The sequence below is a fragment of the Thermoanaerobaculia bacterium genome, from assembly GCA_035593605.1.
In the GTDB taxonomy this organism is placed as follows: Bacteria; Acidobacteriota; Thermoanaerobaculia; order UBA2201; family DAOSWS01; genus DAOSWS01.
Map to the genome: position 1 here is coordinate 34,804 of DAOSWS010000007.1, position 24,527 is coordinate 59,330.

Annotated in this window: 24 protein-coding genes; 11 read left to right on the forward strand and 13 right to left on the reverse strand. The window is 51.3% G+C overall.

Annotated features, from left to right (window positions below; all coding sequences use genetic code 11):
• Window positions 1-9 precede the first annotated feature (9 nt).
• From PLD04_04655 to PLD04_04675, 5 genes are read right to left on the reverse strand one after another with little or no spacing between them, the layout of a single operon-like run.
• The gene (locus PLD04_04655) at window positions 10-975 is read right to left on the reverse strand and encodes a sigma-54 dependent transcriptional regulator (GenBank protein ID HXK67611.1); all 966 of its coding nucleotides are present in this window, start codon (window positions 973-975) and stop codon (window positions 10-12) included.
• Window positions 950-1,321, reverse strand: coding sequence for a ribosome silencing factor (rsfS, locus tag PLD04_04660; GenBank protein ID HXK67612.1), 372 nt, complete (start codon window positions 1,319-1,321; stop codon window positions 950-952). The genes PLD04_04655 and rsfS overlap by 26 nt, the downstream gene beginning before the upstream one ends.
• The gene (nadD, locus tag PLD04_04665) at window positions 1,308-1,922 is read right to left on the reverse strand and encodes a nicotinate-nucleotide adenylyltransferase (GenBank protein HXK67613.1); all 615 of its coding nucleotides are present in this window, start codon (window positions 1,920-1,922) and stop codon (window positions 1,308-1,310) included. Before nadD ends, rsfS begins: the two co-directional genes overlap by 14 nt.
• Window positions 1,919-2,920, reverse strand: coding sequence for a GTPase ObgE (obgE, locus tag PLD04_04670; GenBank protein HXK67614.1), 1,002 nt, complete (start codon window positions 2,918-2,920; stop codon window positions 1,919-1,921). Before obgE ends, nadD begins: the two co-directional genes overlap by 4 nt.
• On the reverse strand, window positions 2,917-4,200 hold the full coding sequence (locus tag PLD04_04675) for a M48 family metalloprotease (GenBank protein HXK67615.1): 1,284 nt from the start codon (window positions 4,198-4,200) through the stop codon (window positions 2,917-2,919). Before PLD04_04675 ends, obgE begins: the two co-directional genes overlap by 4 nt.
• 479 nt (window positions 4,201-4,679) lie before the next feature.
• On the opposite strand from PLD04_04675, the gene PLD04_04680 reads away from it, so the two are divergent.
• The 4 genes from PLD04_04680 (at window position 4,680) to PLD04_04695 (ending at window position 7,826) form a co-directional block, all read left to right on the forward strand.
• On the forward strand, window positions 4,680-5,804 hold the full coding sequence (locus PLD04_04680) for a hypothetical protein (protein ID HXK67616.1): 1,125 nt from the start codon (window positions 4,680-4,682) through the stop codon (window positions 5,802-5,804).
• A gap of 47 nt (window positions 5,805-5,851) precedes the next feature.
• A complete protein-coding gene (locus PLD04_04685) occupies window positions 5,852-6,667 on the forward strand; it encodes a VWA domain-containing protein (protein HXK67617.1) in 816 nt (271 codons plus the stop codon).
• A gap of 19 nt (window positions 6,668-6,686) precedes the next feature.
• On the forward strand, window positions 6,687-7,316 hold the full coding sequence (locus PLD04_04690; protein ID HXK67618.1) for an OmpA family protein: 630 nt from the start codon (window positions 6,687-6,689) through the stop codon (window positions 7,314-7,316).
• 75 nt (window positions 7,317-7,391) lie between these two features.
• Complete coding sequence (locus PLD04_04695; GenBank protein ID HXK67619.1) at window positions 7,392-7,826, forward strand: cytidine/deoxycytidylate deaminase family protein; 435 nt, start codon at window positions 7,392-7,394, stop codon at window positions 7,824-7,826.
• Here PLD04_04695 and PLD04_04700 read toward each other — a convergent pair.
• The 5 genes from PLD04_04700 to PLD04_04720 all read right to left on the reverse strand — a co-directional run bounded on the left by PLD04_04700 (window position 7,795) and on the right by PLD04_04720 (window position 12,694).
• A complete protein-coding gene (locus PLD04_04700) occupies window positions 7,795-8,466 on the reverse strand; it encodes a response regulator (GenBank protein ID HXK67620.1) in 672 nt (223 codons plus the stop codon). The two genes, PLD04_04695 and PLD04_04700, sit on opposite strands and share 32 nt — an antisense overlap.
• Before the next feature lie 80 nt (window positions 8,467-8,546).
• Complete coding sequence (locus PLD04_04705) at window positions 8,547-10,295, reverse strand: hypothetical protein (GenBank protein HXK67621.1); 1,749 nt, start codon at window positions 10,293-10,295, stop codon at window positions 8,547-8,549.
• A gap of 210 nt (window positions 10,296-10,505) precedes the next feature.
• Window positions 10,506-11,429 carry a TIGR01777 family oxidoreductase gene (locus PLD04_04710; GenBank protein HXK67622.1) on the reverse strand — a complete coding sequence of 308 codons (924 nt, stop codon included), beginning with the start codon at window positions 11,427-11,429 and terminating at the stop codon, window positions 10,506-10,508.
• Between the two features lie 48 nt (window positions 11,430-11,477).
• Window positions 11,478-12,203: a PTS sugar transporter subunit IIA gene (locus tag PLD04_04715; protein ID HXK67623.1), complete on the reverse strand. Its 726-nt coding sequence runs from the start codon at window positions 12,201-12,203 to the stop codon at window positions 11,478-11,480.
• A gap of 41 nt (window positions 12,204-12,244) precedes the next feature.
• Window positions 12,245-12,694 (reverse strand): hypothetical protein, encoded by a 450-nt coding sequence (locus PLD04_04720; protein ID HXK67624.1) that lies wholly within the window; start codon window positions 12,692-12,694, stop codon window positions 12,245-12,247.
• A 67-nt stretch (window positions 12,695-12,761) separates the two neighbouring features.
• On the opposite strand from PLD04_04720, the gene PLD04_04725 reads away from it, so the two are divergent.
• The 3 genes from PLD04_04725 to PLD04_04735 are packed head-to-tail and all read left to right on the forward strand — an operon-like array spanning window position 12,762 to window position 15,741.
• Window positions 12,762-14,162: a phosphoglucomutase/phosphomannomutase family protein gene (locus tag PLD04_04725; protein ID HXK67625.1), complete on the forward strand. Its 1,401-nt coding sequence runs from the start codon at window positions 12,762-12,764 to the stop codon at window positions 14,160-14,162.
• A complete protein-coding gene (gene eno / locus PLD04_04730) occupies window positions 14,163-15,431 on the forward strand; it encodes a phosphopyruvate hydratase (protein ID HXK67626.1) in 1,269 nt (422 codons plus the stop codon). It begins immediately after the preceding gene.
• Window positions 15,412-15,741: a septum formation initiator family protein gene (locus tag PLD04_04735; protein ID HXK67627.1), complete on the forward strand. Its 330-nt coding sequence runs from the start codon at window positions 15,412-15,414 to the stop codon at window positions 15,739-15,741. The genes eno and PLD04_04735 overlap by 20 nt, the downstream gene beginning before the upstream one ends.
• A 76-nt stretch (window positions 15,742-15,817) precedes the next feature.
• On the opposite strand, the gene PLD04_04740 is transcribed toward PLD04_04735, so the two are convergent.
• Together PLD04_04740 and PLD04_04745 are read right to left on the reverse strand one after the other, a co-directional pair.
• Complete coding sequence (locus PLD04_04740; GenBank protein ID HXK67628.1) at window positions 15,818-17,137, reverse strand: saccharopine dehydrogenase C-terminal domain-containing protein; 1,320 nt, start codon at window positions 17,135-17,137, stop codon at window positions 15,818-15,820.
• An 11-nt stretch (window positions 17,138-17,148) separates the two neighbouring features.
• Complete coding sequence (locus tag PLD04_04745) at window positions 17,149-18,459, reverse strand: bifunctional lysine ketoglutarate reductase /saccharopine dehydrogenase family protein (GenBank protein ID HXK67629.1); 1,311 nt, start codon at window positions 18,457-18,459, stop codon at window positions 17,149-17,151.
• Between the two features lie 98 nt (window positions 18,460-18,557).
• Between PLD04_04745 and PLD04_04750 the strand changes: the two genes are divergently transcribed.
• From PLD04_04750 to PLD04_04765, 4 genes are read left to right on the forward strand one after another with little or no spacing between them, the layout of a single operon-like run.
• Window positions 18,558-18,869 carry a hypothetical protein gene (locus tag PLD04_04750; protein ID HXK67630.1) on the forward strand — a complete coding sequence of 104 codons (312 nt, stop codon included), beginning with the start codon at window positions 18,558-18,560 and terminating at the stop codon, window positions 18,867-18,869.
• A complete protein-coding gene (locus PLD04_04755; protein ID HXK67631.1) occupies window positions 18,829-20,274 on the forward strand; it encodes an SAM-dependent methyltransferase in 1,446 nt (481 codons plus the stop codon). Before PLD04_04750 ends, PLD04_04755 begins: the two co-directional genes overlap by 41 nt.
• Window positions 20,264-21,829: a sulfatase-like hydrolase/transferase gene (locus PLD04_04760; protein HXK67632.1), complete on the forward strand. Its 1,566-nt coding sequence runs from the start codon at window positions 20,264-20,266 to the stop codon at window positions 21,827-21,829. The genes PLD04_04755 and PLD04_04760 overlap by 11 nt, the downstream gene beginning before the upstream one ends.
• Window positions 21,826-23,217, forward strand: a complete 1,392-nt coding sequence (locus PLD04_04765; GenBank protein HXK67633.1) for a hypothetical protein — start codon at window positions 21,826-21,828, stop codon at window positions 23,215-23,217. The genes PLD04_04760 and PLD04_04765 overlap by 4 nt, the downstream gene beginning before the upstream one ends.
• Here PLD04_04765 and trmFO read toward each other — a convergent pair.
• Window positions 23,197-24,522 (reverse strand): methylenetetrahydrofolate--tRNA-(uracil(54)-C(5))-methyltransferase (FADH(2)-oxidizing) TrmFO, encoded by a 1,326-nt coding sequence (trmFO, locus tag PLD04_04770; protein HXK67634.1) that lies wholly within the window; start codon window positions 24,520-24,522, stop codon window positions 23,197-23,199. The two genes, PLD04_04765 and trmFO, sit on opposite strands and share 21 nt — an antisense overlap.
• Window positions 24,523-24,527: the final 5 nt, after the last annotated feature.

A 24,527-nucleotide genomic window follows, 5' to 3' on the forward strand; every position in this document is an offset into this window, starting at 1 on the left:
CGCGACAGGCTAAATTTTAATTCCATACCGTTTGCGTTTCTCGAGAAGTGTCTTGCGGGAAATCCCGAGAACTCTTGCGGCCCGGGTCTGATTGAACTGGAGCAGATGAAGTACCTGCCGGATATAGGCTTCTTCCAGTTGTTCCAGGTTCCATTGCTCCCGGGTTGCATGTTGAATCAGATCCTCCTCGACAAAGGTATCCATGGGCAGATGGTGCGGGTAGATCCGATCTTCTCCGCACATGATTACAGCGCGTTCAATTGCATTTTTCAACTCACGGATGTTTCCCCTCCATGAGTGAAAAATCAAGATGCTGTGGGTATCTTTTGTCAGCCCCTGGATCTTTCTGGAGTATCGTGCAGAAATATCTCTGGCAAATATGGAGGCAAGATAGGGAATATCGTCTCGCCGTTCTCTGAGAGGTGACAGGGTAAAGGCAAGAACGTTGAGTCGATAAAAAAGATCCTTACGAAAAAGACCTTCACGAACCATCTGCTTTAAGTCCATAATCGACGAAACAATAAATCGAACATCGATATGAATGGTTGCATGGGATCCCAGCCGGGAAAATGTTTTATCCTCGAAAACACGCAGCAGCTTCGCCTGAAGATCAAGGGAAAGGGCTCCGATGTTATCCAGATAGACCGTGCCTCCCTGGGCCAATTCCAGCTTTCCCAGTTTGGTTTCGTAGGCATCGGTAAAAGCACCTTTTTCATATCCAAATAGCTCACTTTCAAAAAGGTCTTTAGGGATGCTGCCGCAGTCAACCTTTATAAAAGGACCATGGGAACGATGGGATGAGTGATGGACCGCTTCGGCAAGATAGTCTTTTCCTGTGCCACTTTCACCCATCAGCAGGAGCGGAGTGTCGAGTGATGTTACTTTCTGAACCTGCTGGATTAGGGTGCGATACGATTGATTGCGGGTCTGGATGTAATCCAGAAGGTTCTTAGGTGAGTAACTTTTCGGTGACATCAGGTGCATCCCCCCACAGTCGTTCCAGAGCATAAAAATCCCTCTGCTCCGGTTGAAAAATATGAATAATAAAATCTACATAATCCAGCAGAACCCAGGTGCCGGATGAATATCCTTCTTCATGAAGAGGTTTGGCTCGAAAAGACTTGAGGCGTTCCTGAACCGCATCACTGACCGCTTTGGCCTGTTTGTCAGAATGAACCGTCATGATCAGAAAATAATCGGTAAAGGATGTGACATCCTGCAGCGAAAGGATCAGGAGGTCTTCCGCCAGTTTCTCCTGGGCGGTCAGGGCGGCTTCTCGGACAAGCCTGGCAGAGGAAGGAAGAGATTTAGGTTTGGGCATAAAGTCTGTACCTCATGATGTAGTTCTCCACGGATTTGGGTGTCAGTCCCGTAACCGGCTTTCCTTCAGATAGCCGGGTGCGGATGTCGGATGATGACAGGTCAATCGGGTCGTGGGGAAAAGTGCGGATTCCTGACCCGAAGGGTTCGCAGACAGAAGCAAGTTCCTCTGGAAGTTTCTCTGTTGCGGATGCAAAAGGGCAACCGGGTCGGACGAGGACCATAATCCGGCAAAGAGAGATCAACTCCATGTGTTTATGCCAGGTATTCAGAATGGCCAGATTGTCCGATCCAATGAGTAAAAAGATCTCATCGGATGTTTCAGCACGGATCTGCTTCACCGAATCAATTGTGAAGACCGGCTTTTCGGAAATTATTTCGCGATTGTCGATGCGGGCATAGGGGATGGATTGGAGCGCGAGGGCCAGCATGGCATGGCGATGCAGGGGGTCTTCCAGCTTTCTTTTGGGTTTGTGGGGTGGCTGAAAGGCAGGTATATAGATGATTTGATCGAGGTTCAAGTAGGCTCTGCATTCCGCCACCGGATAGATATGGCCGAAGTGGACCGGATCAAAACTGCCTCCGAAAATTCCGGTTCTCATTGCTGAATCTTCTCTCGCAAAAACGATAGAAATTCTTTGATTCCCGACCGAGAGACTGCCGACAGGGCAAGAAAGGGCCAATCATGATCTCGAGCATATTGCGATGCCATGAGATAGTTGGACTGATCGGTAGATGCATCCAGCTTTGTACCCACAACGATTCGGGGAATCTCATGAATATCCTCGTGATAGGCAGAGAGTTCACGGTCCAGGGTTTCAAGATCCTTCAATGGTTGACTGCCATCGCTGATATCAACCAGGTGGCAGAGGAGGGAAACTCGTTCAGTATGGCGAAGAAATTGTAATCCCAGGCCCTTGCCTTCACGGGCTCCCTCGATAATTCCCGGGATTTCTGCAACGATGAATGAGAAACCGTCTTCAAAGGCGACGACGCCAAGTTGAGGCTGAAGCGTAGTAAAGGGATAGTCGGCAATTTTTGGCCGTGCGGAGGATATGCTTGACAGGAGAGTGGATTTTCCGGCGTTGGGCAGACCTACGAGACCGGCCTGAGCCATGAGTTTTAATTCAAGGTGAAGAGATCGTATCTCTCCCGGTTGACCTTCCTCCGCATGGCGGGGGGCCTGATGGACCGGCGTGGCAAAATTCATGTTCCCCCTGCCGCCCTTCCCTCCCCGGGCCACGACAAGCTTCTGTCCCTCCTCGACAAGGTCGCCCAGCAATTCCCCTGTTTCTGCATCTGTGACTACGGTACCCCTGGGGACAAAAAGGGTTACATCATCACCATTTCGTCCCCTGCACTGGCTTCCCATCCCGTGCTGTCCGCGCTTTGCCTTATGGTGAGGATATTTTTTAAAATGAAAGAGAGTGTTGTAGTCTCGGGAGGCTTGAAGTATCACGCTTCCGCCATCTCCTCCATCTCCACCCGAGGGTCCACCCCTTGGAACGTACTTTTCTCTTCGAAACGCCACACAACCATTCCCACCATCTCCAGCCTTCACGTGGATGGTCGCCACGTCCAGGAATACCCGGGGACTCACTGGAGAGAAGGCTTCCCAAGCTGCTGAATGGCAAGTTGTTGAAACTCACCGGAACCGTCCTGAGCGACTTTTCCGTAATATTCCCTGGCATGGCCCTTGTCCCCGGAACGTTCGTAATTCTGTGCAAGAAGGTACTGAATATCAGATCTTCCAGGAATCAGGTGGTCGGCCTCGGTGAGGTGTTCGATTGCCAACCGGGATCGGGACAGATTGGTTGCCGTCACGCCTGCAACGTACCGGGAGTAGAAGAAATGAGGGTCAATTTGAATCGATTGAACAGCCAGGGACAGACCCGCGGTATCATCCCGGGAAAGCTGATGCAGGTAAGCTTCGATGGCTGGAAAGATGGCATGGCCGGGTGCCCGCCTTTTCAGCGGTTTCATCAGTTCAAGGGCCCGGGGCACATCTTTCTGCTGGACCGCTTCTATGGCACTGTCCAGCACCTTATACGATTCCATTGTCCGCTCCAGATCGGCTATCGCTTTCTTAAAAGATTCTCTTCCGACATTCCCCCGTTGCGGATATCGTGTTTCAAGAAGCTGACGGGCGTTCGAAATCCTTTCAGCTGAAAGAGGATGAGTTTCAAAGATGTTCATAAATTTCGATGAGGTACCTCCTAGAGATTGGAGGATTTCCTGAATCTGCACCATTCCATGGGGATCATATCCGGCCTTTACCATGTACTCCATGCCCAGTGAGTCGGACTCCATCTCCTGCTTCCTGGAGAAATGAAGGAGGGTCAGATTGGATCCCAGAAGCGATCCCAGCTGCCAGTATTCCTTTCCCTTGACGTCCTCAATCTCCGTATACGCCATGACCCCCAGCAGAAAGGCCTGGGCCAGAATCTGTCTGGAATATCCGATTGCACTGTGCCGAAGATTTACATGAGCCGTTTCATGGGCAAGAACTGCAGCGAGTTGAGCCTCGCTCTCCATGTGATACAAAAGCCCGCGGGTGATCGAGATTTTTCCACCGGGCAACGCGAAGGCATTGACGGCAGGCGTATTAAGAAGATTGAATTCATAAGGGAATTTAGGTCTGTGACTGACAACCGATACGTTTGTTCCGACCTGTGAAATGAAATTGCTCACGGATCGATCCGGATAGGTGCCAAAACTCTCCTGGGTATAAATCGGGTAGAGTTCTTTGCCCGTTGCGATTTCCCACGTCTCATCCACAAGGGAAAACTGATTTTTCCCCGTCACGGGGTTTGTTACACATGTCATGAACAGGACCGTCGTGATCGCAACGATAAGGATACGGACGCCGTAATGTTTCATGACAACATTGTACACGATATTCTGCACGGATGTTACATTATGAAACACGGCATTCCGGGTATTGGAGTCCCGGGTGAAACCTGTGCCCTGGAATGGTCGATCGCTTATTATGAAGAAAGTGTAAAGGAATTTTTCCTTATGAAGCCCTGACTTTCTTATAATCCTTTTTCATCAGAGTAGTTTCGTAACGTGTCTTTTTGTTTCAATCGAGATTCAAACCGGTATCAGGCATAAACACCCTGTTTACGGGATATGGTATGGGTCCAGGTTTTTATGAAACTTGAAAGATCTTCTCTGTGTTTGATTTTGGCCATGGGCAGAATATTGGTCTTGAAAGGCTGAAACCGTAAACAAATTACTGTAATTCAAACATTAATAGTCATGAAGCCTTTTTTACGTTCATTGTTGAATTGTAAACACAATATTGAACTATTTCGTATATTCATATATACTTCAATCTAGACACACAGGAGGTTGAAATGAAAAGGAAACATCGTATTACAAGTATGGAAAGAAAAAAGAAGCTTGCCGGTCGTCGGCGATCGCTTTCCAGAAGGCATAAGGAATTACCCGATGAGCTGAAATCATCTCCCAGGCCCAAGCGATCCCGGTCTGGCTTGCGGCGCAGAAAGATAAGAAAACCTCGAACTACGGTATATGGCAAGCTTGGAGATCTGATACGGGACAGGAAGGGGCCGGAAACTCTTAAAGTTTCTTTTCTTGATATCGAAGCCGTACTGGGACGCCCTCTGCCGTCATCTGCGAGGAAGTATAAAGCCTGGTGGGCAAACAATCGATCCGCCAAGGCTACATCCAGACATTCAAGAGCCTGGATGGATCAGGGATATCTGGTTTCCGATGTCGATTTTCAGAAGGGTTACGTTGTGTTTTCCAGAGTCAGGGGACAGCGGCACGCTCTTCCCTATGCGGCCATGCTTATCGAATCCGCTCGCCATCTTGAAGAGGGGGGCAGCGTACCCTTTACGCGTAAAGCACTTTTTGCCGAAGTCGCACACCGACATCCAAAGGCTCTGATTCACAATCAGGCATTGAACCCGGTCATTCAGGCAATGACAGAGAGTTCGAAGAGTTCCAGGATGGTTGCCGAGCGCTGGCGCGGTGTCTTTTCAAGGGTTTCAAGGGGACAGTATCAGTTGAGTCAAAGGGGAAAAACACTGGACCTTCAAGCAAGGCGTCCCATCAAGGTGCGTGGAAAAACCGTCCGCACGCGTCTCCGTTATTACCTTCAGGCCACGCGAGGCTGGGATCTCGATACCGGAAGGTTAAAAGCTGGAAAGAATTTTCCCGAAATCCCCTTTGACCTGGTCGCCCGGGATGGTTCTGTTGCGGTTCGGATTCTCCGAAGTCGAGTACAGCGGGGAAAAGATCAGGGTCTGGGAGCCATTATGGAGGCTCTCTTCGCCCTTGACAAGGTTCCGGCCAAGAAGAAATTGCTGGTCCTGGAAGACCGCTCCTCAAGAAACCGGGAAAGGGGAATTGATTCCTTGATTCTTTCTCTTTCCGGTCTTTGCAGAAATGTTGAAGTGATGAAATATGTGGTGGGAAGCAAACCCGACAAGGATCATCTGATTTCAATCAAATGAGGGTTCTCTGGCTCCTCTTGTTGCTCGCCGGAGGTCAATGGGGAGAGGTGGTCACCGTTCGGTATGTCATGTTTAACGTATCGGTGACGGATGCCTATGGAAAACCGCAGACTCACCTGAGAAGGGACGATTTCACCATGTGGGTGGATCTGAATCAGGTGAGGTTTGATCACTTCTCTCACGATTTTTCAGCTCCCGTTTCAACGCTCATTCTGCTGGATGATTCCGGGAGTATGGATCTGGGACGCCGTCCCAACATGGTGAAGGCCGTGATCCAGCAATTTCTTCGTCAGTGGAGAGAGGGGGATGAACACGCGCTAATCTCCTTTCAAAACCGATCCATGCATACGGAAATCCCCTTTCCGGGGAGCAAAAGGGGCTTTTTTGATTTCCTGGCTCAATCCAAACCGCGCGGGCAGACGGCATTATACGATGCGCTTCTGGCAGTTCAGGATGAAATACAGAAAGGGTCCAACGAAAGAAAACAGATCATTTTAATCACGGACAGCCATGATAATTATTCCAGTGTCCCTCCGGGTACAGCGATTCAGATTATTCAGGAGCTGGAGGTGCCCGTTCATGTGATCTGTGTCCCTCTTTCGGAACGCGAACCACTTGAAATCAAGTTTTTACTTTCCCTGGCTAAATATACGGGAGGAACGCTTCATGTTCTGAAGAGAGAATCGGAGATCGAGGAAGCCGTATCTCAAATTCTGGCCCTCGTCCACCATCAGTACCTTCTGGGATTTGCTCCGGATACTTCAAAGGAGGTACAATATCGAAGAGTTCAGATCGATGTGAAAGGCAAGCATATTATTCGCACCAGAAAAGGTTATAAGGGCTACCCGCCCCGAACACAATAATAAACAGGGAGGATGTACCATGCGGATTCGTATTGCATTGTTGTTGATCGTCGCCGTGGCGATGGTTGGATGCGCCACCAAAACCTACGTTCAACAGGAAGTGTCCAAGTTGAACCAGGACGTTTCGACCCGGGTGGATGGTGTAGAGAAGAGTGTTGAGAAGAACCAGGCGGAGATCGATCAGCTCGAACAGAAGACCACGATCCTCGACCAGAAGACCGCTCAGGCAAGCCAAACCGCCCAGGATGCGCTGGATCGTGCCCAGGATGCTCATCGTCTGGCCCAGGGTAAACTTCTCTATGAAGTCACCCTTTCCGATGATAATGTCCATTTCAAGAGCAACTCTTCCGAACTCAGCCTGGAGGCCATGGCCGCGCTTGAAGCCTTTGCTGTAACCCTGAAGAATGAAAACAAAAATGTCTTTATTGAAATCCAGGGTCACACGGACTCAGTTGGATCTGAGGAGCACAATTATGAGCTGGGTCTCGGGAGGGCTGAAGCCGTGTTGCGGTATCTCCACATCGATCAGGGGATTCCACTGAATCGAATGCAGATGATTTCGTATGGAGAAGAAAAACCTGTTGCCGATAACGATACACCAGAGGGTAGATCTCAGAACCGTAGAGTGGTTCTGGTTGTTATGGAGTAGAAACCTTACGCATTATTGAATGGTACCGGGGGGGGCATGCGCCCCCCCCCTTCTATATTCCCTGAAGGAGTACAAATGGCAAGGATATCCTGGGATCACTATTTTATGGCGATTGCACGGCAGGTTTCATCCCGGTCAACGTGCCCCCGAAGAAGTGTCGGAGCCGTAATCGTTCGGGACAGAACCATTCTGTCGACCGGATATAATGGGTCGGTTCGCGGTATGCCTCATTGTGAAGATGTAGGATGTCTTCTTGAGAATAACCACTGTGTGACAACCGTTCACGCGGAGGCAAATGCAATTCTGCAGGCTGCCTTTAATGGTGTATCGATTAAAGATGCCGATATCTACTCCACATCACAACCATGCTGGAACTGCTTTAAGCTGATCGTAAATTCAGGTATTCGAAGAGTGTTTTATATGGATGCATATGCCGATGAACGGACGTTTCGTTTTGCGGAAGCCTCCGGTATTTCCCTCATTCACCTCCCGGAGACTCCGGATTCATGAATTCGTCAAGAAAGAGTTCCGTTCCCGTGCTTACTTCATGAAATGAGCAACCAAAGCCTCCTAAGGTCTCTCGAACAATGTAAGCCTCCTGCCGAATCTGTTTGGAATTACTGTTCCGGGACAGCTGAAAATCGAGCAGGATCAGCTCACCCAGGGGCGGGCGGTACACAGCTTCCATCTGGCAGCCATGGAGGGAGAGGTCCCGGATCGTCCCGGGCCATTTCTGCTCGTTCAGATAGAAATGGGCAGGAATGTCGACGACCAGCCTGGATTCCCGGCGAATGGGAAGATGAACATGGTTTTGAACGAGGGCCAGGAATCCATCTTCATCAATGGGTTTCTGGTGAAAGTCATTGGCTCCAGCCTGTAGCGCCTCGTCGCGGACACTCAGACTGGAAATAATGACAATCGGAATCGAACGCGTCTCCGGTAAATTCTTCAGAATCCTGGTCGCTTCAATGCCGTTCATTTCGGGCATTTCTACATCCAGTAGGACGACGTCCGGCAGGACCGCCCGCGCAACCTTGATGGCTTCGAGACCTGTGGTTGCAGTCACAATCCTGCAATCTGAACGCTTTAGAAAAGAACGTTCCAGATTGAGAAAATGCTTCATGTCATCTACGAGTAAGATGGTGATCACATGCCCTCCAGGCGGTTGATGCAACAAGTCTAGCACAGGGATCCGGGAGATCTCAACGGGAACCATCGGATCGCAGGCGGTCAATCAGTAAGGATCCGCTGAAGGAGGAGATTCGCGTAATCGGGACGGGGAGGCATGCCGAGCATGAGAGCCTGCTGGTATCCGTCCCACGCTGCTTCCACGTGTCCCGTGACGAAATAGACCTGGGAGAGATTGATGTACCCGGAATAGCTTCTCGGATAAGATTGGATGGTTCGCTTGAAAACCGATTCGGCCAGCTTCCATTTCCGGTTGCTCAGAGACCATCCTCCCAGCCGGTTCAGTAAATCATTTCCTGAGGACCCCAGGAAAAAGGCATGAAGATCTTCCCTGTGAGCCTCTTGCCCCCGCTGATTTCTTCGATCGATTTCACCCTTCAGAAGGTGAAAGAAGGGTACATCCCATCGCTGATCCATTGCCTCGTTCAGATATTCTTCCGCCAGATCCATCCGGTTGAGCTTCAGTGCGGCCAGAGACTGGCCGTGCAGAAGATAGGGATCGGGCGCCCTGCGGTCGTCGGGAACCCCCAGTGAGGAAAGGGTGAAGATGATGAGGAAGGTGAGAGTTGGTTTCCACTTTCCTTCCTTCATGATCATCCCGATTTTGGATAGAAATAATCCGCCAAAGATGCAGAGAACCGGAACCAGGGGAAATCGATGCCGGGATGAGGGGTAATAGATCAGGAGAGAGAGCGTGATAGTAAGAAGCCATAAAAGAAGCGGAGCGACAGTACTTTTCGCAGATCGGAAATATAATCCGGCCATGCCCGCTGCCAGAATGAGAGCGAAGGGAACCGGAAAGAATCTGGCTGCGAGGGGGCGCGTGCGGAACCATTGCTCGTTCAGGGCATATTCCCAGGTGTCCATGAGCCGCTGGATTTTGAGAGTGAGATTTCTGAGAAAACCGAGCGGATCACTTCTTCCATAATGAATGGCCTGTCGTATCCAGTATCGGTTAACCTCTCTGGGTGTGAGGGGGGCTGTCCCGGAAAGCTGTTCTGTCTTTGCCTTGAGCTGTCTGGCCATGTCGTGAAGTGAACCCTGCAGACCCAGGTTGTTCGTGAAGAGACCGAAGGATTGAGGGTTGTTTCCCATATAAAGGGCTACACCGGCCTGACCGGACGTCGCGAAGAACTGGCCGGTTCCGGCCAGTTGAAGCAGGGGAAGGAGAATAAGGACAGGTAGAGATGAGGCAAGGACGATAAGCCAGCGCCGATCCCGTAGACGAGACCACAGAAAAAGAATGGGCAGGAACAACAGGGCGTTGGGACGCAGAAGGATGAGTTCCCCCAGAAATAGACCCGCAATCATGAGGTAAACACGGTGGCGGGAAAAAAGCCCCAGGAATAACATGGAAAGAAGGACAGGCGTTACAACAGCCTCAGATAGTGCGTGGACTTCAAAAAAGGTGACCGGACCGTAGAAAAAGAAAAGGATCGTGGCACACCACGCGGCAGCATTTCCAAAGAGTCGGTCGGTCAGGAGAAACACTAAACCCAGAGAAAGGGTGCCCAGTATGATCTGGATGATGTAAAGTAAAGGAAGCCGGGCAAGGTCTCCTCCCGATATTATGGCCAGGAAAATGGAATAGCCGGGGGAAAGAAGGAAAATTCCTTCCGGTTTTGGAATAAAGAATCCTTCGCGAAATTGTTGGGCCAGTTCGAGGTAATATCGGCTGTCAATCGCAGGATCCGCAAGAGATGGAAAGGTGTGAAGGGCGGAATAGAGGTACCACCCCTTTACACACAGGGCCAGAACAAGGAAGAGAAAGAGGCAGAAGAAGCGCTTCATAGCTTAAGTTTACATCAGCTTTTCCTGGATGTGCTCAATTCGTGATCTCAAAAACCCCTACTTTTGGAGGATAGACATGGGACGAAGAAGTGGTTATCGTAAGGGTAGATACAATTCATGGGGCGGAGGCTGTAAGGTGGCCATAGGGCTTTTGAGATCATTTCCTGGCGCCCTCCGAGAAATTAATACTCAAAAGCCCTATTTTTTTGTCTAAAGCAGGGCGCACATATCCTGAGATCCTTTGAATACTTCAGAGCATAAGGTTGCGTGGTGGAAAGAGTAGCCGGTCATCTCCGCCCGTGCAGGGCGGACGCGCTGACTTCCCAGAAGAACACCGGACGCCTGTCCGAATAGAAGTTTCAACAGAAGGGCCGGGACTGGAATCCAGGACGGACGCCGGTACGAAGCCCCAAGCTGTTTGGCAAATTCCTTCTGGCGAAGAGGGGATGGGGAAACGACATTGAGGGGACCCGAAAGCTGGGGAGAAGCCCAGGCATGGAGCATCAGACCCATCGTATCTTTCATGGAAACCCATGAAAGCCATTGCTTTCCAGTTCCGACAGGCCCACCCAGTCCTGTGCGGAAAATGGGAATCAGATGGGCCAGCATACCGCCAGATGGATGCAACACGACCCCAAAGCGGAGAGTGACAACACGGGTACGATCGGTGGAAATAGAGGAAGCAGCCTCCTCCCACGATACGCACAGCTGACTGAGAAAATCCTTTCCTGGGCGTGCCTTTTCATCCAGCCAGGTGTCTCCCGCATCTCCGTAATATCCAATTGCAGAGCAGGAAAGAAAAACCGGAGGGGGAGAAGATGTCTGACGGATCTCCCTTGCAAGCCTCAGCGTGGTGTCCACGCGGCTATGAAAAAGCGAACGTTTTACTCTGGAAGTCCAACGGTGCCCCAGCAGAGGTTCTCCCGAAAGATTTACAACCAGATCACACTGCTCCAGATGCGAAGCAAGACAATCGTTCCAGGTAACTGTGGACAGGGAAGGCTGGGATGAGGAATAGGGCTTTGGAAATCGAGTGATAACTGTCACTGAGGATCCCAGGGAAAGGAGGTAATTCACAAAGAAACCTCCGATAAATCCTGTCCCGCCCGCAATTACAACACGTTCAGGAATCATCAGCTATATTGAGAGAAATACCGGGAGAAATCGAATGAATGAAATCCCCTATTTTCTTGGGCATTCCTTTTCGATTTGATTCATGACCTCCACTACCCCCTCTTCATCCTTTCCGTCCAGCAGGGAGGGAACAAGATTTTTACGGGTCATTCTGGCCAGCTGGGAAAGAACCTTCAGATGAAGTGCATCATAACGCAGGCCGAGGACAAAAAACACATGAGTAGGTTGATCGTCGGGCGCACCCCAGAGTATTCCTTCGGGGGACAGGGCAAGAAGAAGGAAGGGGCGCATGATGTTTCTTGGATTTCTATGCCGTGTATGAAGAAAGGCAACTCCTCCTTCCTGTGCGGTGGAAACCATCTCTTCTCTTTCTTTCAGGTTTGCGTAAAACCAGCCAGGGTCGGCGATGCAACCGCAGGTATGCGCAGTGCGCGTCAGTCTCTGAAGTACCTTGTCCTTTTCGGTTGTAGCCAGATCGACAAGGATGCCGCACCGGGGGATAAAGTTGATCAGAGGGACATCCAGCAGGGCCGGAGGCATCGATTCAAAATCAATGGCAAATTCCTCAGGAAGTTTCTGTTCAATCCAGAGGTCAATCTTCTCCTTGGGGAAGCGCCAGTCTTCGGCGACCTTTACGGCGGGAATATCTCCCTTGTCAGCCATGGAATTAATCTTGTCCTCACCCAGGCGAAGATAAGCTGAGAGTTCTTTTACAGTAAGCAACATGTCATCCATGGAACTATCATCGACAAAAGAAGGAGGTTTGTCAAGCATCAGCCTTCCTGAAATCAGAAGAACAAAGGCTGAAAAACTGATTAATAGGTTTTCCCGAGAAAGCGGGTAATTTCCTCTTTACCAAGAGTCTGCTCCACGACGGTACTGTCCATATCTTTGACAAAGGTCGATACATCAATGGGTTCAGACTCCACGACCTTGCCGTTGGCTATGCCTTCGAATTGGATGGAAGCCCTTTCTGGGATCTGGATGTTCATCCTGTAGACCAGCAGAGAGGCTCCCGGCGGAAACGTCTGATGACGAAGCAGGTTCACTCTCAGGTTATGATCGATCTTCATGTCGAGGGAACTCAGGATGGTCGTAAGATCGGAAGCACATGTGATCGTCAGGACGATATGACATCGGGAAGCATCAATACGATAGGTGGAAATATCTGTGAGAATGAAGGGACCCACCTGAATCTCTTCCTTCTTCGAATGGCACCCAAAAAGAGTCAGAAGAAAAAGTAGAATCAAAATCCTTCGAATCATGGAAAGCCTCCTTCAAGGATAAAAAAAAGCATATCATACCCTCTTTGTGATGTGATACACTAGAGATATGATACGTTTTGGTACCTCCGGCTGGCGTGCGATTATTGGTGACGAATTTACATTTGAAAATGTTCGAAAGGTCACACAGGCGATTGCAAATCATCTGATTAGGACCTCACCGGAAAATTTGAAGATCCTGATCGGCTACGATACGCGGTTTCTATCCGATCGATTTGCTCGAGAAGCCGCCGGTGTGTTTGCCGGAAATGGATTTGCCGTAGGGTTGAGCGACCGGGATGCACCGACACCTGTGATTGCCCATGCCATTCGAGAAGGAGGGTATCGGGGAGGGATCAACTTTACTGCATCCCACAATCCTTCTGTGTATAACGGACTGAAGTTTTCCACAGCGGATGGCGCTCCTGCTCCTCCAGAAATAACAGGAGCCATCGAAAAGGAGATCTGTAAGGTATCCGAGGTGCGTATCGCACCTCCTGCTTTGATGGATGAGAGGGTTCAGATTGTGGATTTACGACCTTCCTATCTGAAGAAGATCGAATCCATGATCGATGTCGATGTTCTTCATTCTTCCAAATTACGTGTTGGATACGATGCCCTGTACGGCACAAGCAGGGAGTATCTGGATCATTTATGCCTTGAAAACGGCGTGGAAGTCACCTCAATCCATAACTACCTGGATCCATATTTTGGGGGTGCGACGCCGGACTGCAAAGCCGAAAACCTTACAGAACTGAAGAAAATTGTGGTGGACAAGAAACTGGACCTGGGACTGGCAACCGATGGAGATGCGGATCGATTCGGGATTGTTGACCATACAGGTCACTATGTTTATCCCAATTACATTCTTGCCATGCTGGCCTTCTATCTGACCCGGGAAAGGAAGTGGAGAATGGGGCTCGGCCGTACTGTGGCAACCACACATATGATCGATCGGATCGCAGACTATTTTGACATCCCGGTATATGAAACCCCTGTGGGATTCAAATATCTTGGAGAAAAGTTTATTGCGGGAGAAATTCACTTTGGAGGAGAGGAGAGCGCCGGGTTGAGTGTTACAGGTCATGTTCCAGAGAAAGACGGCATTATTGCGGATCTCCTTGTTGCGGAGATGGTTGCGCGCGAAGGTGTTCCTCTTGAAACGCTGTTACAACGTCTTTTTGATCAATTCGGTCCTCTCTATTCCAAGAGGATTGATCTGGAACTTACCCCCCAGCGCCATGCGGAAGCTTCCAATCGACTTCAGGATGTCGGGGATCATCTGGGGGATTTCTCCATTGTCCGACGGGATGACACGGACGGTCTCAAATGTTACGGCGAAGATGGATCATGGGTTCTTTTCCGGCTTTCAGGAACAGAGCCTATCGTGAGAATTTACGCGGAGAGCGAAAAGCAGTCTAAAGTTAAGCGATTGCTTAATCTGGCAAAAAGCTACATGGAGGAGGACTAAATGTTCATAATCGAAGAGGTTTTTGCGCAGGAAATTCTCGATTCCCGGGGAAAACCTACCCTTGAAGCTACGGTTCTCCTCTCGGGAGGTGTGGAAGCCAGTGCCGCGGTTCCCTCCGGCGCATCGACGGGAAGCCGTGAGGCGCTCGAATTGCGGGATGGCGATGAACGATACGGAGGTCAGGGCGTGCTGAAGGCTGTTCACCACGTCAACGGCCCTCTGGCCGAAGCGGTGATGGGAATCGACGCCCGGGATCAGGCCTTTGTGGATCGTCTGATGATTGAGGCGGACGATACGGCCAATAAATCAAAGTTGGGCGCAAACGCTATTCTTTCCGTATCCCTTGCCGTAGCCAGAGCCGCCGCTGCAGCCAGTGACCTTCCTCTCTTCCGCTACATCGGAGGTCTCCATGCTACGACCTTACCCATCCCCATGATGAATGTAATCAATGGAGGAGTTCACGCCGATAATAACCTCGACATTCAGGAATTCATGATTGTTCCCCGGGGATTTCCGACCTATTCCCGTGCCCTGCGGGCTGCTGCCGAGACGTTCCAGGCTCTCAAAGTTCTCCTGAAGGCAAAGGGTCTCTCCACTTCCGTGGGGGATGAAGGCGGATTCGCACCTGATCTGGGCAACCATCGTCAGGCTCTCGATCTTATTCTGGAAGCCGTCGAAAAGGCCGGATATCGTTCCGGTGAAGAAATTGTTCTTGCCCTTGATGTTGCGGCGAGCGAGCTCTATCGGGATGGGAAATACTCACTCCCCACCGAGGGTATGAACGGTGTGACCGCGGAGGATATGGTTGCATTTTACCGGGACCTGGTGGAAGCCTACCCCATTGTATCCATCGAAGACGGGATGGCTGAAGACGACTGGGATGGGTGGGGCCTTCTCACGCGGGAACTGGGTGCGAAAACGACGATCGTCGGTGATGACCTCTTTGTTACCAATGAATCGATCTTAAAGGACGGAATAGAAAAAGCCATCGCAAACGCCATTCTGATCAAGCTGAATCAGATCGGAACCGTTTCAGAGACCATTCGAACCATTCAATTGGCCCGCCGACATGGCTATCTGACGGTCGTATCCCATCGAAGCGGTGAAACCGAGGACTCCTTTATTGCCGATTTTTCTGTCGGAATGACCGCATCGCACATTAAAACCGGATCCCTCTCCCGTTCAGATCGACTGGCAAAATATAACCAGCTTCTCCGCATCGAGCACGATCTGGGCGACGATGCACGTTATGCAGGAACAGCCTGGTAAATCAAGAGCCCTCTCACTGGGGCTTTTCGTTCTGCTTCTCTTTGTTGTCGGATTGTATATCCTGCACTCCAATGTTTCGTTGCGTCATCTCCTTGATCTGAAGGACCGGAAAGACTCTCTCCAATCAGAGACGGCAGAACTGATTAAGGATATCCACAAAATTCAATCGGATATCGAAGCCCTGAAAGATGATCCTGAAGTGGCCGAACGACTGGTTCGTGACAACCTCGGATATGCAAGAAAAGATGAAAAGGTGGTCTGGCTCCAGGCCGACGAAGTTAAACCTGTAACCGAAAACTCCAACCCCTGACTTCAGGCCGGCTCAGAAAAAAATGCGGCCGCCCGATCGGGCGGCCGCTTGCTGTCATGGGAAACTTGGGAGCTGCCTACAGAGGAAAGGTTCGCTCTTTACAGGTAATATGAAGGGTTTCGAGCTCTTCGAGGATGGGGTTGTAGAACTCGGGAAGGTTTGGCATGTGAACACCCTTCGTTGTAATGGCTCCATCCATGATCAGGTGCGTTCCGACCGCCGCCGGCAGAGATACGGTTCGAGCAACGGCCGTGTCTCCATTGGGAATGCCAAAATCGATCATTGTGGATGTGATCCGTTCTTTGCGATCCTCAAACTGGGCGATAAAATTATGGAAGAGGACGATCATGTCCCGCTCTCCTTCATGTATCGCAAGTTTATGGCTGAGCAGGGAGAAGAGAACGTCCAGGGGCGTGGAATTGCTCATGTTGATCGGCCGATCTTCAAAAACACCGGCCCATGCAAGTTTTTCCATCTCAGGACTGTCACCTTGAATCCCCAGTTTTTCAGCCGCTCTGGCTCTCACGTCATCCGATGGAGAGCATCCGACGAGCTCGGCCATGAACTGGCGGTAGGTCTTTCCGGTGACGTCGATTTCATTCAGAGTTAACAGACCAAGCCCGACGACCTTCTGCATCAGCGGGCACCATCCGGGATTTCGAAAGGTTCCGCGATACATGTCCTGAGTCTCATGAAGACCATAGAGGTCGATATACTGAACAGAATTTCGGTTGGGATAGGCTTCCAGTTCACCCACTCCGTCCACGTGAACCTTGTGAAAATCATAGAAGAGCCTTGCAGATGGAACGTCGACAACGGATCCATCCCAAAGATATTTTGCCGTATTCCCGGATGCTAAAAGGACCCCGCGGGGGGACCAGGTGAATTTGTATCCCCAGGGATTGGTGTTGGCCTCGGGAGCGGGCAATGCGCCACAGTAGGATTTAAAGCTGATGATCTTTCCTCCGCGATCCTCTACATCGTGGATGATCTTCATGGCGGACATATGGTCGATGCCGGGATCAAGTCCCAGTTCGTTCAGGATGAGGATTCCGGCCTCTCTGGCTTCACCATCGAGGGCACGCATCTCTGGTGAGATGTACGACGTTGTCACCATGTCCTTCTTGTACTTGATGCAGAGTTTGGCGACCTTGACATGGTATGCGTAGGGTACGAGGCTGATCGTCACGTCATGTTCCGAAACCAGGCGGTCCAGTTCGAGGTCATTCTCCACGTTGAGTGGAATTGCCGTACCCCTGGGATGCTTGTTGACAAGCTTTTCCGCTTTGGAAACCGTTCGAGAGGCAACAGTCACCAGGACGTTTTCCCTGGATAGCAGGTAGTCGACAATGGGTTTTGTGACAAGGCCGGCTCCCAGGATGAGTGCTTTCTTCATGATTCCCTCCTTCATTCAATAAATGTTTTCATATAACGGAAGGGAGCTGTAAACTCCCCACGATGAACAATGAGAGCCCGCATGAGCGGGTCGGGCAATCCCAGCGATTCTGCGGGTTTCGTGAAGTCGCAGGCAATCAGGGAAGGCATGAAGTCACGCAGAACACTGGAAAAATAGGTTGAAGCCTCAAAGGGTAATTCACACGGCAGATTATCGATGGCAAGGACCGCCGGGCCGTTTCCCTCAAATCCGTCAATGACCCTGTCCTCATCGGTGAGGTAGACATAGACCGGATTCCCGGAATCCGTGCAGTGAAGATTGAATTCGATCGAGCCGTTCGGGTCACAGCTGATGTCCGAAACCCCTCGGAATTTCGGCTGACCGGAAGCATAGAGATCCCGTACCTGCTGACGGGTAATCAGTCGGGGATAGGATGGGGTCCAGAAAATACAGTTGATCAGCAGGGTCAGATGGGGAAGGTACTGGTGGAACATGCCTTTGAATCGTTCCGGATGGTCGTAATATTCCTGTAATTCGAAAGGATGATCCGGCTCAAGCGGGGCTACGAGATGCTCTTCTTTGAAAATGACTTTGTAGAAGAGGGTCGAGTCAGGAAAACCGCTCTTTCCATAAGAAAGAAGGTCCGAAGGGGTAATGACTTTATGGGGGAGAACATCGAAGACTTCCTGAGCCCCTGCGGAAACATGGCCATATCCCGCAAACCCAAACACCATGGGTGTGAGAGCAGGAGGAAGAGGTGTGGCCAAACATTCCTGACCGACCGCAGCGATTGCCTTTTTGGCTTCCTCAAGGGAAGGGTATTCCTTGGCCTGGCGGATCTGCTCGAAAGGTGTGGAAAATCCCTCTGTCTTCAAACGCTGCCCCAGCATCCAGAGTCCATCGATCATGCCCGCGTACCCTGCATGAATGCCAAAGAAAACGAGACGCCTCTTTTGTTCGTCCTCAATTTTTTCGTAATCAATCAAGGTGCATTTCTGCTGGAGAAGTTTGCGGAGCATGGGCATGTTGTAGGATTGGCCCTTGATGGTATGGGAAAAGAAGATATAGGTTTTCCCCGAAAGAAAAACCTCCGAAGGCATTTCCTTGACGCCCATGACAATATTGCATGAGCTCAAATCCTCGCTCAGACGGGCTCCCGCATCCGCGTACGCCTGGTCCGTAAAAATACGGATCGGGGAAGGTTGGACAACAAATTCCGCATCAAGGCTCTGAATCAACGCTGCCACATCGTCGGGAGTGAGGGATACGCGCCGTTCCCACTGGTTCTTATCTTCCCTTCGAATTCCGATGATGTTAGGCATGACAACTCCTCTTTCAGGGGGTGAGCCGTCAGCGTAGCATCCTATTTTCACGAAGTCAACAGAACTCCTGGAACGCTCAGGTGTGTATAATACGGGGTATGAATACCCCCTTGAATTCCAAACCCGGGACACCCGATTCTTCACAGTTCAGCTTGGGCAAACGGAACCTTCCCTTCGTCTTTCTCTTTCTTTTGATCCTCACGGTTCCAAAAGATTCATGGGCCTACCTGGATCCGGGAACAGGGAGTTATTTTTTCCAGATGCTGATTGCCGCCCTTGTGGGTGGACTCTTTGCCATCAAGATGTTCTGGAAAAAAATCCTTATATTCTTTCATCGCCAGGCACCCTCTTCACCATCCTCAGAAGCAGATGAACAGGAGAAGGGGGAAACCAGTTCTCCTGAAGCCTGAACGACGAATTGGTTCCTCTGTGACATCCGGCCTTCTATCCTCACATCCTGCTTCCTTCCGTGATCCATCGGGAACGATCTTTCTCCATGGGGAGTCGATCCTTCGCTCCATCTCCCCCACCTACGCCTCCACATACACTCATCTGAACGAATCGGGCCTCTTCAAGGCTCTTGTCGAAAAGAAGATGCTGGTCTCCCATACTGAACTGGATGAAAAGGAATTCACTGAGGTAGAGTTCTGGAAAGTTATCGCCCCTGAAAAGATTCCCTTTATTTCCTACCCCTATGAATGGACCTTTCAACAGCTAAAGGATGCCGCTCTCCTGACTCTGAAAATCCAGTCTCTGGCCCTGGATCACGGGATGAGCCTGAAGGATGCCAGTGCGTACAATATCCAGTTCTTGAGAGGTCGTCCAATTCTGATCGACACCCTCTCCTTTGATCTTCTTACTCCCAATCGTCCCTGGGTGGCCTATCGGCAGTTCTGTCAGCATTTCCTCGCACCGCTCGCATGCATGGCTTATGGTGATTCCCGCATTTCAATCCTGCTGCGGGATTTCATCGATGGTCTTCCCCTCGAGCTTGCCGCCGATCTTCTGCCTTTTCGTACGCGTCTTTCTCCCGGACTTCTGCTCCATCTCCATCTCCATGCCCGGGCCCAGCGGCGAAAGGTGGAGCGAAGCGGCCCGGCGCCTCGATTTTCAGACATAGCCATGCGGGGCATCCTCGATTCTCTGACATCCTCCGTTTCCAGACTGCGTCCTGCCCGTCGCGCCTCCAGCTGGACGGAATATTACGATACCTTTTCGTATTCGGAAGCCCTCTTTGAAACAAAGAGGCGCACGGTTCAGTCCTGGCTGGAAAAGATTCGTCCTGAGAATCTGTGGGATCTGGGTGCCAATACGGGGGTTTTTGCCCGCCTTGCTTCCGGTATGAATATTCCCACCATTGCCTTTGACCTGGATCCGGCTTCGGTGGAATTGATGTATACCCGGCAGAAGAAGGAGAAGGACTCCTGCCTCCTGCCCCTTGTCATGGATCTGACCAACCCGTCGCCCTCTCTGGGCTGGCATCACCGTGAGCGACAATCATTACTGGACCGTGGTCCGGCCCATACCGTTCTCGCCCTGGCCCTCATTCACCATCTGGCCATAGGTAATAATGTACCCCTTCACGCCATTGCCTCGTTCTTTGCCGATGCCGGAAAATTCCTTATCCTGGAATTTGTTCCAAAAGAGGATTCCATGGTTCAGCAAATGCTCCGGCATCGAAAGGATATCTTTGATACCTATTCCGAAGAACATTGTGTCCGAAGCTTTGAAAAGTGGTTCGCCATCCAGGAACGTGTTCCGCTGGAAGAAAATGGAAGAACTCTCTTTCTGATGCGACGGCGGAATGAACCGTAATTCTTTTCCCTCTCTCCTTCATCCCTTCTTTTTCTCCATCTTTCCTGCCCTCTCCCTGCTGGCACACAACCTGACTCTATCTTCGTACAGGGAAATCCTCGTGCCCGTTGGGATCAACCTGACGATGACCGCTCTTCTTCTGGTCATCCTGATCGTGTTCAGAGTTTCCCACACAAAGGCCGGCCTGGCCGTCAGTATGTTCTGGCTTCTCTTTTACAGCTTTGGCCAGGTCCTGGGTGTGGTATTCGGAACGACGTACGGGGAAATTTCCCGACCGATCCTGATCATGGGTCTGGTTTTCTGGGTCGTCATCCTTATCGGTTCTGTGGTTGTGGTCCTTCGATCCAAGAAGGAGTTTCCATCCCTTGGCAAACTTCTGTTCGTCATCTCCCTCGTGGCCGTTCTTGTGCCAGCCGGAAGGGTTGCTTTGAGAAATCTTTCTTCTCCGGCATCCCTGTCCCAATGGGAAACGGTCCGTGAATCGGTCATTCAATCCATGCCCTCTTCTCCATTCATTCGACCGGATATTGTCTATGTCATTGTCGATGGCTACGGGCGGGAAGATATCTTGAAGGAGATGTACGGGATTCAAAACGAATCCTTTCTGCGGGAACTTGAGGAAATGGGCTTCTTTGTGGCGGACAGAAGTGTGTCCAACTACAACCAGACGGACCTCTCCCTGGCATCTTCTCTGAATATGGCCTATCTCCAGGATCTTCTCGTCCCGGGCTCGGTGAACCGGATCGATCTGATTCAACATTCCACGATCGTGGAGCTTCTCAAACGATACGGATATAAAACAGTCTCCTTTGCGACCGGGTACACGGAAACGGATATGCCCTTTACGGACAGATATCTCGGACCCGGTCTGGCCCTGACCGAATATCAGACCCTCCTTCTGCAGTACACACCGCTCCCTCCCATTTTTGATCTACTGAATATGGCAACCCCTTACGATCTGCACAGGAAGCGCATCTCGTACATTCTGGACCACCTCCCGGATACGGTTGCCGATCCCGGACCTGTCTTTGTCTTTGCCCATCTTCTTATCCCCCATCCGCCCTTTGTATGGGACGCTTCCTGCCGGCCCATCGATCCGCCCGTCGAGTTTTCCCTTCGCGACGGTCAACATTTCATGGCAGGACAGAGCCGGGACGATTATGTGAAGGGCTATGCCGGACAGATATCCTGTCTCAACAAAAGGCTGCTCCCGATGCTTCGACGTCTAATTCAAAACAGCAGTCGGGATCGTCCCCTGGTTGTCCTTCTGCAGGGCGATCACGGCCCCGGGTCCCAGCTTGACTGGGACAGTGCGGAACGATCCAATGTCACAGAACGGTTCTCCATTCTCAACGCATACCGGCTTCCCGGTGGGGATGATCAGTGGAGTCCCGGGAATTCCATTACCCCCGTGAATACCTTTCGCCTGGTCTGCAACCGGTATTTTGGTTCCGGGCTGCCCTATATCCCGAACGCGAGTTACTTTGTTCCGTGGGGCCCAAAGCTTATATCCACCGATGTCACGAAACGCCTTGGGATTGAGGGTGATCCATGACCGATCCCGTGAAGCAGGAGAGGCTGAATCGAAAGATTTCTTTTTCTATCGGTTTTTCCGCGTGGCTGGTCACTCTTCTTCTGACCGTAACCTGGGCCATGGGAATTCCCCTCCTCCAGAGGATTCCGGGATGGATCTGGCCCTTGACACGCAGACATGTTCAGATCCTTGGTCCCGGGAGCCTTCTGCTGGTTTTTGCCTTTCTCGCGGCAGGATTCAGCTTCAGGCTTCCCGGGGCTCGTGCGCGGATTGTTGTGCTCGTGATTTCTTTCCTCTCCATTCAGTATGGGCTGGCCCTTCTGGAGGGACGCGGTCTTCAGGCTCTCGATGATCGGCTTGTCTATACGGGACACGGTCAGCTTGCCCGGGCCAGTCTGACCGTGGAAAATCCCCTGGAAGTCCTCCGCAATTACGAATCCTATACCGAACAGGGAGCTCTGAGTAACTATGCTCTGACCAAGCCTCCGGGATACTTCCTGCCGTACTGGTTCACCGGCTGGCTGGCTCATCGACTTCTTTCCCTGTACCCGCGTTTCAACCTGGAGAGGCTTCAGGTGAGAATGGCTTCACTCCTCTTTCCCGTGCTCTCTTCCCTCATCCTTCTTTCCGTCTTTTTGCTGTCCCGGAAAACCATGGAAGAGAGTTCGGGTGTTCTTGCCATGGCCCTTTGCCTCACGATCCCGAGCCTGCAGCTGATCACTCTCCACGAAGATCAGTTTCTCCTCCCCTGGCTGTTCGGATTTGCCCTGTGGGTTCTTTCTCTGGGATGGAATCGAAGGGACCCCGGGTTGATGATCCTGAGTGGAATCCTGGCATACATCGTGATCTTTTTTTCCTTTTCCTGTATCTATCTTCTCCTTTTTCCCATCGCACTTTCTTTCTATGATCACGGTCGGATCGTGAAATTGTGGCTCTTTTATCTGGGAGGGGGGATCCTGGCATGGATTTCAGGGTGGATATTGCTCGGGTACCATCCTCTCAGCAGGCTTTTTACAGCCATGACCGTTCACTCGACGTGGAGTGAAGGAAAGCTGGAAGGGATAAGGCATCTGTCCTGGTTCGGAGCAGGGTGGTTGAATCTCCTTGAATTTTTTATCTGGCTCGGACCTTCGTTAGCTTTGCTTTTCTTCGCGGGTTTGGTTCGGGTTCCTGAATCCATTCGTCCGTACCGTCTCCTTCTTGCAGGCACACTGATCATGTCCGCCTTTGTCTCAGGTACGATGGGGGAATCCGCTCGCCTCTGGCTCTACCTGATTCCGCTTGTGGTCATGATTGCCGCTCCCCCGGCGTTACGAATCCTGCGATCGAGTCGATTCGCATTCTCTCTTCTCATGACCGCGCAAATCTTCTATCTGGTTTTTCAGAAGTTATTTATGGATTTCCTGTAAATCGGAATGCAGTTCGCGTCCAATTGGATCCCACCAGGCCTGAAAGGACTTTTCCGCCCGTGCAGACGTCTCCCGTTTATACTTTCTCGATCCGTCCTCTATGAGACCAAAGGAAATGTTAGAAGGGAGAAATCGCTCCGGATCGGATAGCGTCAGATGCCGGATCAAGCCGCCCATGGCGGTATCCGGAGGAACCGGTACGATCTCTTTCTGCTGGAAGAGTCGGGAAAGGTAAATTCCGGCAAGGAATCCCGTTGCTGCCGATTCCAGGTATCCTTCGACACCGGTGATCTGGCCCGCGAAAAACAGGGAAGGAGAATCCTTTAGCCGCAAAAAAGAGTCCAGACAGGCGGGAGCAGGAATATAGGTGTTTCGATGCATCTGCCCCATTCTTTTGAAGGCGGCATGTTCAAAGCCCGGAATAAGCCGAAAGACACGTCGCTGGGAGCCGTGCTTCATCCGGGTCTGGCAACCGACCAGAGAGAAGGTTGTGCCGTCAAAATCCTCCCTTCGAAGCTGGACGAGGGCATGAGGACGACGACCCGTTCGCGGATCCACGAAACCTACGGGTTTAAAGGGACCATAACAGAGCGTATCCTTTCCCCGCCGGGCCATTTCCTCAATGGGAAGACACCCCTCAAAGAAGATTGCCCGTTCAAAGTCGGGGATGTCCACCACCTCCGCCGCCGTGAGGGCCTCATAAAAACAGAGGTACTCTTCCTCATCCATGGGACAGTTCAGATAGTCATCGCCCCCCTTGCCGTAACGCGATCCGAAGAAGAGGCGCTCCATGTCCAGCGATTCCTGAGTCACCACCGGGGAAACGGCATCATAAAAGTAGAGAGGATGGCCTGTCTTTTCACACAGGACAGCGTGAAGTTGGTCCGAAGTCAGGGGACCGGTCGCGATTACCGCCCATCCTGGAGGAATTTCGGTGACCTCTCCTCGTATGACCTGGATCCTGGGATGGGAGGTGATGGCCTCTGTTATGGATTCGGAAAACCGATTTCGATCCGTGGCCAGGGCGCTCCCGGCGGGGACGGACCATCGACGGGCCATGGCCATGATGAGAGAACCGGCATGATCCATTTCCCGCTTCAGCATTCCCGCGGGATGGATTGGATCATCGCTTCGAAGCGAGTTCGAACAGACCAACTCACCAAGACGATCTCCCTGATGCACAGGCGTCGGCCGTTCGGGCCTCATTTCATGAAGGTGAACCTCAAGGCCTGTCCGGGCCAGCTGCCAGGCGCACTCGCAACCCGCGAGACCCCCACCAACTACGGAAACGATGTCGGACTTCAAAGGAT

Bases quoted from the DNA above. Each gene is read 5' to 3' on its own strand.
- PLD04_04655 (HXK67611.1), bottom strand. From the start codon at position 975: ATGTCACCGAAAAGTTACTCACCTAAGAACCTTCTGGATTACATCCAG.
- rsfS (HXK67612.1), bottom strand. From the start codon at position 1,321: ATGCCCAAACCTAAATCTCTTCCTTCCTCTGCCAGGCTTGTCCGAGAA.
- nadD (HXK67613.1), bottom strand. From the start codon at position 1,922: ATGAGAACCGGAATTTTCGGAGGCAGTTTTGATCCGGTCCACTTCGGC.
- PLD04_04675 (HXK67615.1), bottom strand. From the start codon at position 4,200: ATGAAACATTACGGCGTCCGTATCCTTATCGTTGCGATCACGACGGTC.
- PLD04_04680 (HXK67616.1), top strand. From the start codon at position 4,680: ATGAAAAGGAAACATCGTATTACAAGTATGGAAAGAAAAAAGAAGCTT.
- PLD04_04690 (HXK67618.1), top strand. From the start codon at position 6,687: ATGCGGATTCGTATTGCATTGTTGTTGATCGTCGCCGTGGCGATGGTT.
- PLD04_04695 (HXK67619.1), top strand. From the start codon at position 7,392: ATGGCAAGGATATCCTGGGATCACTATTTTATGGCGATTGCACGGCAG.
- PLD04_04705 (HXK67621.1), bottom strand. From the start codon at position 10,295: ATGAAGCGCTTCTTCTGCCTCTTTCTCTTCCTTGTTCTGGCCCTGTGT.
- PLD04_04710 (HXK67622.1), bottom strand. From the start codon at position 11,429: ATGATTCCTGAACGTGTTGTAATTGCGGGCGGGACAGGATTTATCGGA.
- PLD04_04715 (HXK67623.1), bottom strand. From the start codon at position 12,203: ATGCTTGACAAACCTCCTTCTTTTGTCGATGATAGTTCCATGGATGAC.
- PLD04_04720 (HXK67624.1), bottom strand. From the start codon at position 12,694: ATGATTCGAAGGATTTTGATTCTACTTTTTCTTCTGACTCTTTTTGGG.
- PLD04_04725 (HXK67625.1), top strand. From the start codon at position 12,762: ATGATACGTTTTGGTACCTCCGGCTGGCGTGCGATTATTGGTGACGAA.
- eno (HXK67626.1), top strand. From the start codon at position 14,163: ATGTTCATAATCGAAGAGGTTTTTGCGCAGGAAATTCTCGATTCCCGG.
- PLD04_04735 (HXK67627.1), top strand. From the start codon at position 15,412: ATGCAGGAACAGCCTGGTAAATCAAGAGCCCTCTCACTGGGGCTTTTC.
- PLD04_04740 (HXK67628.1), bottom strand. From the start codon at position 17,137: ATGAAGAAAGCACTCATCCTGGGAGCCGGCCTTGTCACAAAACCCATT.
- PLD04_04745 (HXK67629.1), bottom strand. From the start codon at position 18,459: ATGCCTAACATCATCGGAATTCGAAGGGAAGATAAGAACCAGTGGGAA.
- PLD04_04750 (HXK67630.1), top strand. From the start codon at position 18,558: ATGAATACCCCCTTGAATTCCAAACCCGGGACACCCGATTCTTCACAG.
- PLD04_04755 (HXK67631.1), top strand. From the start codon at position 18,829: ATGAACAGGAGAAGGGGGAAACCAGTTCTCCTGAAGCCTGAACGACGA.
- PLD04_04760 (HXK67632.1), top strand. From the start codon at position 20,264: ATGAACCGTAATTCTTTTCCCTCTCTCCTTCATCCCTTCTTTTTCTCC.
- PLD04_04765 (HXK67633.1), top strand. From the start codon at position 21,826: ATGACCGATCCCGTGAAGCAGGAGAGGCTGAATCGAAAGATTTCTTTT.